The sequence below is a fragment of the Parafannyhessea sp. genome, assembly GCF_051876455.1.
Lineage (GTDB): Bacteria > Actinomycetota > Coriobacteriia > Coriobacteriales > Atopobiaceae > Parafannyhessea.
Genome location: NZ_JBJEHW010000135.1, coordinates 1 through 11920 on the forward strand (window position 1 = coordinate 1; position 11920 = coordinate 11920).

The 11920-nt window shown below is 68.9% G+C and carries 11 protein-coding genes; 7 read left to right on the plus strand and 4 right to left on the minus strand.

Annotation, left to right across the window (positions count from 1 at the left end):
* The first annotated feature begins 171 nt into the window (after nt 1–171).
* Both ACI38Z_RS06065 and ACI38Z_RS06070 read left to right on the plus strand, forming a co-directional pair.
* On the plus strand, nt 172–492 hold the full coding sequence (locus ACI38Z_RS06065) for a hypothetical protein (protein WP_439789299.1): 321 nt from the start codon (nt 172–174) through the stop codon (nt 490–492).
* The gene (locus tag ACI38Z_RS06070; RefSeq protein ID WP_439789300.1) at nt 479–1027 is read left to right on the plus strand and encodes a macro domain-containing protein; all 549 of its coding nucleotides are present in this window, start codon (nt 479–481) and stop codon (nt 1025–1027) included. Before ACI38Z_RS06065 ends, ACI38Z_RS06070 begins: the two co-directional genes overlap by 14 nt.
* Before the next feature lie 29 nt (nt 1028–1056).
* Here ACI38Z_RS06070 and mscL read toward each other — a convergent pair whose 3' ends face one another.
* The 3 genes from mscL to ACI38Z_RS06085 are packed head-to-tail and all read right to left on the minus strand — an operon-like array spanning nt 1057 to nt 3920.
* Nucleotides 1057–1497 carry a large conductance mechanosensitive channel protein MscL gene (gene mscL / locus ACI38Z_RS06075; RefSeq protein ID WP_439789301.1) on the minus strand — a complete coding sequence of 147 codons (441 nt, stop codon included), beginning with the start codon at nt 1495–1497 and terminating at the stop codon, nt 1057–1059.
* A 3-nt stretch (nt 1498–1500) separates the two neighbouring features.
* Nucleotides 1501–1962 (minus strand): D-aminoacyl-tRNA deacylase, encoded by a 462-nt coding sequence (dtd, locus tag ACI38Z_RS06080; protein ID WP_439789302.1) that lies wholly within the window; start codon nt 1960–1962, stop codon nt 1501–1503.
* A gap of 2 nt (nt 1963–1964) precedes the next feature.
* A complete protein-coding gene (locus ACI38Z_RS06085) occupies nt 1965–3920 on the minus strand; it encodes a carboxypeptidase M32 (protein ID WP_439789303.1) in 1956 nt (651 codons plus the stop codon).
* A gap of 283 nt (nt 3921–4203) precedes the next feature.
* Here ACI38Z_RS06085 and ACI38Z_RS06090 point away from each other — a divergent pair, with 283 nt between their 5' ends.
* A complete protein-coding gene (locus ACI38Z_RS06090; protein ID WP_439789304.1) occupies nt 4204–5172 on the plus strand; it encodes an ROK family protein in 969 nt (322 codons plus the stop codon).
* Nucleotides 5173–5326: 154 nt separating this feature from the next.
* Nucleotides 5327–5779: a fructose PTS transporter subunit IIA gene (locus ACI38Z_RS06095; RefSeq protein WP_439789305.1), complete on the plus strand. Its 453-nt coding sequence runs from the start codon at nt 5327–5329 to the stop codon at nt 5777–5779.
* Between the two features lie 110 nt (nt 5780–5889).
* On the opposite strand, the gene ACI38Z_RS06100 is transcribed toward ACI38Z_RS06095, so the two are convergent.
* Nucleotides 5890–6915 (minus strand): dipeptidase, encoded by a 1026-nt coding sequence (locus ACI38Z_RS06100; RefSeq protein WP_439789306.1) that lies wholly within the window; start codon nt 6913–6915, stop codon nt 5890–5892.
* A 101-nt stretch (nt 6916–7016) separates the two neighbouring features.
* On the opposite strand from ACI38Z_RS06100, the gene ACI38Z_RS06105 reads away from it, so the two are divergent.
* The 3 genes from ACI38Z_RS06105 to pheT all read left to right on the plus strand — a co-directional run bounded on the left by ACI38Z_RS06105 (nt 7017) and on the right by pheT (nt 11871).
* Nucleotides 7017–7883: an HAD family hydrolase gene (locus tag ACI38Z_RS06105; protein ID WP_439789307.1), complete on the plus strand. Its 867-nt coding sequence runs from the start codon at nt 7017–7019 to the stop codon at nt 7881–7883.
* A gap of 373 nt (nt 7884–8256) precedes the next feature.
* Nucleotides 8257–9324 (plus strand): phenylalanine--tRNA ligase subunit alpha, encoded by a 1068-nt coding sequence (gene pheS, locus ACI38Z_RS06110; protein WP_439789308.1) that lies wholly within the window; start codon nt 8257–8259, stop codon nt 9322–9324.
* A gap of 75 nt (nt 9325–9399) precedes the next feature.
* A complete protein-coding gene (gene pheT, locus ACI38Z_RS06115; protein ID WP_439789309.1) occupies nt 9400–11871 on the plus strand; it encodes a phenylalanine--tRNA ligase subunit beta in 2472 nt (823 codons plus the stop codon).
* Nucleotides 11872–11920: the final 49 nt, after the last annotated feature.

Sequence of the window (11920 nt, forward strand, 5' to 3'; positions counted from 1 at the left end):
GGCGAACCTGGGTAGAAACTAGCATAGGCGCTTTGCGGGGCGGTCCGGGGGAGCCTTTCGACCGCGTGCCGCCGCGCGCGGGCGCGGGTCTGGAAATGCGGGGTCCCAAGGGCTACCGTATGCGGTGCCACGGCGGGCGCTGCCCGCCGGCGCCGGCAGGAAGGAATCAAGATGTCGATAGGCCTGCACTGCTCGGACTGCATCTTCAGTTCGTTCTCGTACAACAAGGAGTTGGGCAAGTGGCAGGGCGCGTGCAGCCGCGGCTACACCCTGGCCGACCCGCACGTGTACACCAAGCCCGACATGTTCTTTGCGGAGCAGCCGCGCGACCTGGTGCCGCTTACGGACCCGTGGGGCAAGGAGTACCTGCGCACGGACAACATCTGCAGGCAGTTCCTCAGGCCCACGGACGCCACGCCCGAGAAGCGGCGCGAGTGGGAGATGCGCCGCGAGCGCGAGGCGCGCGAGAAGGACGGTGGTGACGACGCTTAGGCTCGTGCATGGGTCGGTGGTCGACCAGCGGGTCGACGCCATCGTCAACGCCGCCAACCACACGCTCCTGGGCGGGGGCGGGGTCGACGGTGCCATCCACCGCGCCGCGGGGCCGCGCCTGTTGGAGGAGTGCCGCACGCTGGGCGGATGCACCACCGGCGAGGCCAAGGCCACGGGCGCCTACGACATCAGCTGGGCGCGCCACGTGATCCACACCGTGGGGCCCGTCTACAGCGCCTCGCGCGCGGAGCGGTGCCGGCGCGAGCTGGAGTCGTGCTACCGGCGCTCCGGCGAGCTCGCGCTGCGGCTGGGCGACAGGTCCATCGCGTTTCCGGCCATATCCTGCGGCGTCTACGGGTACCCGCTCGAGGAGGGGCTCGAGGTCGCCATCCGGGAGCTCGCGTCCCTCTCGCCCCGGTTCGACCTCGTGGTGCTCGCGCTCTTCCGCTCCAACGAATACGAGCTCGCCCGCGACGTGGCGGACGAGCTCTTTGGGACGTACGTGGATGGCGGCCAGGTGGTCGTCAGGGCGTAGCGCCGGCCGGGCGCCGACGGCGTCGCCGGCTAGGAGCGCACCTTGGCGCCGCCGGGGATCTCGCCGCCGCAGTGCGGGCAGCGCGTGGCGCCGGCCTTGACCTCCTCCAGGCAGTGCGGGCACACGGGCGCCGCGGCCTCCTCTTCCTCCTTCTTGGCATGCGTGAGCTTGGCCGTGGCCTCGTTGAGGCGGTTGACGCTCTTGACGAGGCAGAACACGATGAACGCCACGATGAGGAAGTTGATGACGGAGCTGATGAAGGCGCCGAAGTCGATCTTGGTGCCGGGGACCACGAGGCCCGAGATCTCCGTGCCTCCGCCCGTCAGGAACGTGATGAGCGGGTTGATGATGTTGTCCGTGAGCGACGTCACGATGCCCGTGAACGCGCCGCCGATGATGACGCCGACGGCCATGTCCATCACGTTGCCGCGGCTGATGAACTCCCGGAACTCCTTTACGAACTTGCTCATGCGCTACCTCCTGGGTCTAGTGAGCTCGTCGGTGTCGAGCCAGATGGTTATGGGGCCGTCGTTTGTGAGGCTGACCTGCATGTCCGCGCCAAACGTGCCGTGGCCCACGTGCCGGCAGTCGGCGGCGGCGATATCGAGGAAGCGCTCGTACAGGCGCTCGCCCAGCTCGGGCGGGGCGGCGTCCGTGAAGGAGGGGCGCCTGCCGCGCCGGCAGTCCGCGTAGAGCGTGAACTGGCTCACGACGAGCACCTCTCCGTCGACCTGCTCGAGCGAGAGGTTCATCTTGCCGTCGGCGTCGTCGAACACGCGAAGGTGGTGGATCTTCTCCCACAGGAGCCGTGCCTCGCGCTCCGTGTCGCGCGGTCCCACGCCGAGAAGGACGAGGAAGCCGCGGCCGCAGCTTCCCACGAGGTTCCCGTCGACCGTGACGGATGCCCCGCTCACGCGCTGCAGGCACGCCCGCACGGCTAGGCCTCGCCCTCGGGCTCGGCCTCGGGGAGCCTGATGCCGTAGATAGCGGAGAACTTCTGGAGCAGGTAGTCCGTGTAGTACGACGCGTCGAACGGCTTGCCGCAGGCGTTCTGGATGAGCTCCGAGGAGTCCTTGGCACGGCCGTACTGCCAGATGCGGGTGCGCAGCCACTCGCGGATGGGCGCGAGGTTGCCCTGCGAGAGCAGGCCCTCCCAGTCCATCCCCTCCGAGATCATCTGGTGGCGCAGCTGCGCGCCGATGGCGCTGCCGAGCGCGTACGTGGGGAAGTAGCCAAAGAGGCCGTCGGACCAGTGCGAGTCCTGCAGGCACCCGTGCGTGTCGTCCGGGACGGTCACGCCCAGGTACTCCTGGTACTTCTCGCCCCAGACGGCCGGGACGTCCTTTGCGGTTATCTGGCCCGAGAAGAGCATCTGCTCGATCTCGTAGCGCACGAGGACGTGCAGCGGGTACGTGAGCTCGTCGGCCTCCGTGCGGATGAGCCCGCCCTCGGCGCGGTTGACGGCAAGGTAGAGCTGGTTGGGCGTGACGCGGCCCAGCTGTCCGCGGAAGTGGCTGGCCATGGCCTTGAGCAGCGGGCCTGCGAAGGCGCGGCTGCGGCCCACGTAGTTCTCGAAGAAGCGGGACTGCGCCTCGTGCATGCCGGCGGAGGTGCCGCCCTTGAGCGACGTGTAGTTGTAGGCGGGGTTGACGCCGCACTCGTACAGCGTGTGGCCGCCCTCGTGCAGCATCGTGAACACGTTGGAGACGACGTCGTTCTCGTACACGTGCGCCGCGATGATGGCGTAGTTGGTCGTGAGCGCGTCCGAGAACGGGTGCTCCGTGGACGTGACGAAGAGCGCGTCGCGGTCGAGCCCCTCCAGGTCCACGAGGTCGCTCGCGAGCGCCCACTGGCGCCTCTCGTCGAAGCGGCCCTCGATCACGGAGCGGTCCGGCTGCCAGCCGATGCGCCTGATCTCCGCATAGAGCGGCACGACGATGCCCTTGACCTGGCCAAAGAACTCGTCGTAGAACCTACGGTCGCAGCCGTGCTCGAAGCGGTCGAGCCAGACGTCGTACGGGTCGGCCTTGGGGTTCTGGTGGCGGGCGATCTCCTTGGCGGAGGCGACCAGGCGGTCGAGGTAGGGCTCGAACGACGCGAAGTCGTTGGCTGCCTTGGCGCGGTGCCAGACGCTGCTTGCCTGCGCGAGGAGCCGCGTGTGCTCCATCTGCAGGTCGTCCGGGACGCCGACCATCTGCTCGCGGTCGCGCGAGAGGACCTTGACCTGCGCCTTGCGCGTATCGTCCAGGAGGTCCGGCATGGCCTTGAGGCGGTCCAGAAGGGCGCCCGTCTCCGGGTTGCAGAGGAGCTCCTTGTCCTCCTGCTCCAGGATGGCCTGGGCCTCGCCGCGGTCCGCGACGGCCTTTGCCGGGTCGATCGAGGGGCCGTAGCACGAGATGCCGATGCGCGCGTAGCGGTGCGCGTACAGGTGGCGCTCCAGGTCGTCGAGGGCGGCGATGTCCTCCTTGGGGTTGCTGATGGCGGCCGGTGCCGGGCGCCTGGGCTTGCCGATGGCCTCGCGGCCGTCGTTGGGCTGGGGCGCGGGGGAGGGCTTCTGCCTGTCGGGGGCGGTGCCGTCCGCGGCGGGGGCGGAGCCGGCGCTCGCGACCTCCTGGCGGTACATCCGCTCCACGGCGTCCGCCGCGCCGAGCGGCTTCTGCTGCTCGGTGGCCTGGTCGCCCTCGGGCTGGGACTGTGCCGTGGCCTGCTGCTCGTCCAGGTTGGGGCCGCGCTCTATCTTGATGTCGCCGTCGTCGACCGGCTCGCCGTCGACGACGGGCGCCGGGTCCTCGTACTTGTCTTGGTGCGCGAAAAAGCTCAGGAACGAGGGAACTGCGCCCGTGCCCGCGGACCTTCTTGCGTCGGGCTTGCGCTTGGAATCATCTGATGCCATGTTCTTCTCCTTGGCTGCGCGGCATGCGCCACGTGGGTGGACGCGCGCCGTGGCTTGGGTGCTACTGATGCACAAGTCTAGCGGTATTGGCGCTGCACGTGAGCCGCGAGTGGTTGCATTTCGACGGGACGCCCACGCGCGGCGGGGGCGTGCGCGCCGCACTGGGGGCCTCGCACGGCGACGGCTGGCGATTCTGGGCGAGTGCGGCCGTGCGTTGCGCGATACTTTGGGGAGGAGAAGATCGCGTCTGGCAGGCGTGCGCCCGCCTCGGGAAGGAGTGCCCATGAGTTGCGTCCTGGGAATTGACGTTGGTGGTACGAGCATAAAGGCAGGCCTGTTCACGCCGGAGGGCAAGCTCCTGGACGTGAGGAAGATCCCGACGGGCGCCATCGACGACGAGAAGGCCTTCGCCGAGGTGTGCTCCGGCCTGAACGCCCTCGTGGTGGGCGGCGGCTACCTGCCCGACGACGTGACGGCGGTGGGCCTCGACATCCCGGGGCCCGTGGACGACCAAGGCCGCGTGGGCATGCTCCCCAACATCAGGCTCGACCCGGACGGCCTGAAGCAGGCCATCAAGCACGAGTTCGCCAACGCGACGCTCGCCTTCGTGAACGACGCCAACGCGGCCGCGCTGGGCGAGCTCTGGCAGGGCTCCGCGCGCGACCTGTCGAGCTTCGTGATGGTCACGCTGGGCACGGGCGTCGGCGGCGGCGTGGTGTGCGGCGGCAGGCTCGTGTCTGGCGCCTTTGGCGCGGGCGGCGAGATTGGCCACATCACCGTCAACAAGGGCGAGACGCGCGTGTGCGGCTGCGGCCGCAGGGGCTGCCTGGAGCAGTACGCCTCCGCCACGGGCATCGTCTGGCTGTACCAGCAGGCGTGCAAGGCGGACGGCGGCGAGCACCCCAAGCCGGAGCACGCGACGGACACCATCACGGTCTTCAACGCGTGTCGCGACGGCGACCCCTGCGCCGAGCGCGCCATCGAGCAGATGTGCGACACGCTGGGCTACGCGTTCGCGCAGATCAGCTGCGTGGTCGACCCGGCGGCGTACCTCATAGGCGGCGGCGTGGCCGGCGGCTTCGACCTGTTTGCGGAGAAGCTTGCGGCCTCGTTCAGGTCGTACTGCCTCTCCACGAGCGCGAGCGCGCGCATCCTGCCGTGCAGCCTGGGCAACGAGGCCGGCATGTACGGCGTGGCGTACGCGGCGCTGGAGGAGGCCGCGAAGCGGCAGGCCGCCGGGCAGGAGGCGTGAGCCAAGGCGCCGCGCCCTTCTCGCCCTTTGTTAAATGACCATTAAACCGTAAGCAGGGCTGCAATTGGAATATTTGTGTTCCTTTATGTCCGCTGGCGGATACAATTGAATCAAGTTAAGCGTTTGGTACCCGTTGTTGCCAAAGGAGACTGTAATGGCTGATTTCGTAAAGGCGTCCCACGTATTTGTCGCTAACCCCGCAAAGACCGTAGACGAGGCACTCGAGTTCTTCTCCAAGAAGATGGTCGAGCTAGGCTATGCCGACGACGAGAAGGCAGTGCTGGACGCCTTCAAGGCCCGCGAGTCCGAGGGCACCACGGGCATGTCGGACGGCTTCGCCATTCCGCACGCCAAGAGCGACGCCATTAAGCAGGACACGGTCCTCGTGGCGAAGTTCGCCGGCGACATCGAGTGGGAGTCCATGGACAAGAAGCCCATCAAGGTCGCCATCGCGATCTGCACCCCCGCGAGCGAGGGCGGCGCCACGCACCTGCAGCTCCTGTCCGACGTGGCCATCATGCTCACCAAGGAGTCGTTCCGCAGCGACCTGCTGGGCTCCGACGATCCGGAGAAGATCGCCAAGGTCGTGAACGGCTGCTTCGAGTAGCGCTGCAGAGACAGCCTGACAAGTGGAGGGGTCCGACCGCACTGGTCGGGCCCCTCCCTGCGTTTGCGATGGTGGCGCGGCCGCCCCGGCGGTGGCGCGGCCGGATGCGGCTAGGACTCCTCGTTGCGCGAGAAGAACTCCGCGGCGTTCCGGAAGAACATGCCCTCCGCGACGTCCTCGCCAAAGCGGGCGGCGACCCTCGCACGGAACGCGGGGACGTCCGACGCGCCGTCAAGCCAGGACGGGGTCTCGGACCCGTCGAAGTCGCTGCCGAGGGCGATGACCTTCTCGCCCCCAAGCTCGAGGAAGTGGTCGATGTGGCGGCTCAGCTCGTCAAAGGTGAGCTCGGGGCGGCCGGGGCCGGGAAGCCTGCCGCCGTCGAAGCGGTCGGACACGAAGGCGCGGTAGTAGTTGAGGCCCACGAGGCCGCCGCGGTCCGCGATGGCCTGGAACTCGTAGTCCGTGAGGTTGCGGGGATGCCCGCACACGGCGCGGCTGTTGGAGTGGCTCGCCACGAAGGGGCGGCTGGAGTGGGCGAGCAGGTCGCGGAAGCCGGCGTCGTTGAGGTGCGAGACGTCCGCGACGATGCGGAGCTCCTCCATGCGGCGCACGGCCCGCACGCCAAAGGCGGAGAGGCCCTCCGGGGTCGCGTTGCCCGAGCCCACGCAGTTCTGGCCGTTCCAGGTGAGCGTGACCATCTTGACGCCGTCCTCTGCCATCTGGTCGAGCACCTCGAGCCCGTCCTCGAGCGGCGAGGCGTTCTCGACCGTGAGCATGGCCGCGACGCGGCCGCCCGCCAGCGCGTCGGCCACGCGCCTGCCGTCGCGCACCTGGACGACCTCCCTGGGATGGGCCGCCATCTGGTCGCGGAAGTAGGCCGAGACCCTGTTGTAGAACGCGTGCGGCGCGAGCCCCGTGCCGGAGAGGTCGTCCGGCACCCACACCGCGAAGCACTGGCACCAGGACCCCGCCTGCGCCATGCGCTCGAGCGAGAGCTGCAGGTCGTTGTGGAGGAGGTCCGCCCCCTCCGTCACGCCCGCCGCGTACTGCGCGATGGGCCCCGCGTCGCGCATGGACAGGCAGTCCAGCGTGTCGCAGTGCAGGTCGAATATGCGAATGCCATCTTGTGCGGACATGGTGCCTCCCGGCTCGCCTGATGCTGTGGTTGGGGTTTATGGGGTTTATCATACGTCACGACCGAATGCCGCACGACGCGGCGCAATGGGGGGAGAAGGACATGGCACGCTCCGTGCAGCTCATCCTGACCGACATCGACCGCACGATCCTGCCCTCGGGCCAGGCCGTGGTGCCCGCGCGCGTGCGCGAGGCGTACCACCACGCCATGGACGCGGGCATCCGCGTGGGCCCGGCGACGGGGCGCGGCTACGACTGGCTGGCGCCGCTGTTCGCGGACGACAGGGCCTGCTTCGCCACGTGCGTGGCGACCAACGGCAACCAGGTCTTCCTGGACGGCACCAAGGTGCGCGAGGTGAGCTTTGGCGGCGACGTGCTCGCGGGCGCCGTAAGGGTGGCGGCGGGCTTCCCGCACGCCGGCGTGATTGCGTTCGACGGCGCGACGCCCACGCTCGTCTCCGGCGACGTCGCGGACCTCGGGGCGAGCTTCCCCTCCTACGGCGCGGTCTGCCGCACGGCGCCGGACGGCGGCGCGCTGGGGCTCCCCACGTTCCGCTGCACCAAGGCCAACGTGTTCATGGCGGCGCCCACCGCGGACGGCACGCTCGCCCCCGCGGGCGAGAGGGACTCGCGCGCCCTGGTCGACGCCCTCAACCGGCAGGTGGACGGCCTCGACTTCGACTACCCGCAGCCCGGCTTCGCCAACGTGATGCGCCCGGGCCTCAACAAGGCGACGGGCATCCTCGCGCTCGCGGGCGCGCTCCAGATCGACCCGGAGGAGGTCGTGGTGTTTGGCGACGCCGGCAACGACCTCGCCATGTTCGACGCCATCCCCAACTCCGTGGCCGTGGCCAACGCGACGGAGGAGGCCGCCGCCGCGGCGCGCTGGCACATCGGCAGCTGCGACGACTTTGCCGTGGCGGACGCGATCGACGCCCTCGCGGCGGGGGAGTGGCCGTTCGTGCGCTAGCGGCCCCGTGCGGGGTGCGCCGGGCATGCGCCCGGAGTTGTGGAGCAAACGTTCTTCTCGCCCGCGCGCTCCTTGTGTGCTATCCTCACGCACAGGCAATGACGGAGAGGTTCGCCCGTCGCGTCGCCACCGGACAGAGAGGGAGCCCACCGGCTGAGAGGCTCCCACGGGGGTTGACGAGCGAAGTTCACTCCAGCAGCCGCGACCTTAACGCCGCAAGGCAAGTAGGGAAGCCGTCCGCCCCACGGAACGGGGCTCAACGAGTGGGTGCTCGCGAGAGACAACGTGAACGCCAATCAAGGTGGTACCGCGGATAACTCCGTCCTTGAGCCATGTGCTCGGGACGGTTTTTTGTTTTGAAGGGGGATTTCCAATGTCGATGTCCGAAGAGCTCAACGCGATCCAGGACAGGGTCCAGGAGGCGCTCCAGAACGCGCACAGCATTGACGAGCTCGAGAAGATCCGCGTGGCGGCCCTGGGCAAGAAGGGCTCGCTCACGGCGATCATGCACATGATGGGCAAGGTCCCGCCCGAGGAGCGCCCGGCCATGGGCAAGCTCGCCAACACGGTGCGCGCCAACGTGGACTCCGCCATCAAGCAGGCGCGCACGGAGCTCGCCAAGAGGGCACTGGACGAGAAGATCAGCGCCGAGGCCGCGGACGTCACGCTGCCGGGGCGCCGCCTCTCGCCGGGCACCCAGCACCTCATCAACCAGATCCGCGAGGAGATCGAGGACATCTTCTGCGGCATGGGCTACACGGTTGAGGACGGCCCCTTCGTGGAGACCACGTACTACAACTTCACGGCGCTGAACGCCCCCGAGGACCATCCGAGCCGCTCCGCCAAGGACACGTTCTACGTGGTGGACAACGCTCCGGAGGGCAAGGAGAAGCACGTCCTGGGCGAGTCGGACGTCCTCCTGCGCACCCAGACCTCCGGCGTGCAGGTGCACACGATGGAGGAGAAGAAGCCCCCCATCTACATGATCTGCCCGGGCACGGTCTTCCGTCCCGACACGGCCGACGCCAACCACCTGCCCCAGTTCACGCAGGTCGAGGGCCTCGTCGTGGACGAGGGCATCACGTTTGGCGACCTCAAGGGCACGCTCGACTACTTCACGAGGGAGATCTTCGGCAAGGACCGCGCCACGCGCTACCGCCCGCACTTCTTCCCGTTCACGGAGCCGAGCTGCGAGGTCGACGTGAGCTGCGGCGTCTGCGGCGGCAAGGGCTGCCGCTTCTGCAAGAACACCGGCTGGCTCGAGATCCTGGGCTGCGGCATGGTCGACCCCAACGTGTTCCGCTACTGCGGCATCGACCCCGAGAAGTACTCCGGCTTCGCGTTCGGCATCGGCGTGGAGCGCGTGGCGGCGCTGCGCTACGACCTGCCCGACCTGCGCATGCTCATGACCGGCGACATGCGCTTCCTCAAGCAGTTCTAGCGCGAGGCGCCCGCCGGGGCGCACGGATGACTACGAGCGGGGACGCCAGGTCCCCTGTGTGGAAAGGCAACAAGCATGCGTGTCTCTTATGAGTGGCTCAAGTCCATGGTCGACGTGCCGGAGGACCCCCATGACCTCGTGCACGAGTTCATACGCACGGGCACGGAGGTCGAGGCCGTGGAGCGCGTCGGCGCGGACATCACCAACGTCGTGACGTCCCAGGTGCTGGAGAAGGTCCCGCACCCCGACTCCGACCACATGTACGTCTGCAAGATGGACGTGGGCAGGTACAACGTGGACGAGAAGGGCGAGCCCACGCCGCTGCAGGTGGTCTGCGGCGCCCAGAACTTCGAGGTGGGCGACAAGACCGTCACGGCGCTCGTGGGCGCGACGCTGCCCGGCGACGTCAAGATCAAGAAGGGTCGCCTGCGCGGCGTCGACTCCTATGGCATGAACTGCTCGAGCCGCGAGCTCGGGCTCGACAACGACCACTCCGGCATCATGATCCTGCCCAAGGACGCGCCGGTGGGCGTCGACTTCCTCGAGTGGAAGGGCCTCACGGACACCGTGATCGACTGCGAGATCACGCCCAACCGCCCCGACTGCCTCTCCATGTGCGGCATGGCCGTCGAGGTCTCGGCCATGCTCGACGAGGACACCCACATCGAGCTCCCCAGGATCCAGCACGAGGACGCCTCCGCCGGCCGCACGGCCGACCTGGTGGACGTCCGCATCGACGACCCCAGCCTCTGCGGCCGCTACACGGCCCGCGTCGTGCGCGGCGTCAAGATCGGCCCCAGCCCGGAGTGGCTCGCGCGCCGCGTGATCGCCTGCGGCGCCCGCCCCATCAACAACGTCGTCGACGTCACCAACTACGTCATGTTCCTCACGGGCCAGCCCCTGCACGCCTTCGACCTCGGCAAGCTGACCGAGCGCGACGGCAAGCGCCACATCGTGGTGCGCGCGGCGCACGACGGCGAGAGGCTCACGACGCTCGACGGGCAGGAGCGCACGCTCACCCCGGACATGGCGGTCATCACGGACGACGGCAACGACCCCGTTGCGCTCGCCGGCGTCATGGGCGGCCTCAACTCCGAGATCGACGAGAAGACCGTGGACGTCCTTCTCGAGAGCGCGGTGTTCGACAGCGGCCACGTCAGCCGCACGAGCCGCAACCTCGACCTCATGAGCGAGGCCTCCATCCGCTACGAGCGCCAGGTCGACGGCGCCGGCTGCGCCACCGTGAGCGACGTGGCCGCCGCGCTCTTCGAGCAGTGCTGCGGCGCCAGCGTGTGCGAGGGCATGGTGGACGTCTACCCGGCGCCCGTCCCCGCACCCCAGATGGACCTGCGCCCCGACCGCGTCCGCGCGCTCTGCGGCGCCCCCATCACGACCGAGTTCATGGCCGAGCGCCTCGAGCGCCTCGGCTGCGCGGTCGAGCGCGGCGCGGACGAGCACGCGACCATGCACGTCACCGCACCCACGAACCGCCCCGACCTCACGCGCGAGATCGACCTCGTGGAGGAGGTCCTCAGGCTCTGGGGCGAGGGCGACGTCGAGCCCACGCTCCCCGCGGCCAGGAACCACGCCGGCGGCCTCACCGTCGACCAGCAGCGCATCCGCAAGATCGGCCAGGTGCTGCGCGCGAGCGGCCTCTGCGAGACGTCCACGTACAACTTCGCGGACCCCAAGGACCTCGAGCGCCTCGGCATGAGCGAGGAGGGTCGCGGCATCCCCGTGCAGATCATGCGCCCGCTCGTGGCCGACCAGTCCCAGATGCGCCGCGACATGATCCCGGGGCTCCTGCGCTCCGTGGCCTACAACCTCGACCACGGCGTGCAGAACGTCCACCTCTACGAGGTCGGCCGCGTCTTCTTCGGGCACGAGCACAGGAGCCAGCCGGACGAGCCCAGCTACGTCGCCGGCGTCATGTGCGGCTCCTGGGATGACGACCAGTGGAACCGCAAGTACCCCAAGCTCGACTTCTTCGACGCCAAGGGCGTGGTTGAGAACCTGCTCGACGCGCTGCGCATCACCAAGGTGCGCTTCAAGGCCGCCGACCCCGAGCGCTACGGCTGGCTGCAGCCTGGCCGCGCGGCCGAGGTCCTCGCGCAGGGCGAGCTCCTGGGCTGGGTGGGCAACATCCACCCCGAGAGCCTCAGGAACTTCGACCTCGACGTCCCCGTCGTGGCGTTCGAGCTCTCCGTCCAGGCGCTCCTGCGCCTCGCCAAGCGCGAGCTCCCCTACGAGGAGGTGCCGACGCTCCCCGGCGTCTCCATCGACCTCGCGCTCGTGGTGGACGAGTCCATGACCAGCGAGCAGGTCATCCAGCGCATCCAGAGCGCCGGCGGCAAGCTGCTCGCGGACGTGCGCCTCTTCGACGTGTACCGCGACGCCAAGCGCGTGGGCGCGGGCAAGAAGTCCCTGGCCTTCTCGCTCACGTACCGCGCGGCCGACCACACCCTCACCTCCGAGGAGGTCGAGAAGGCCCACAACAGGCTCCTGACCAAGGTCATGAAGTCGACGGGCGGAGAGGTCCGCAGCTAGCAAATGCGAGTCGCCTGGGCACCCCACGGACGCCGTGGGGTGCCCTTTT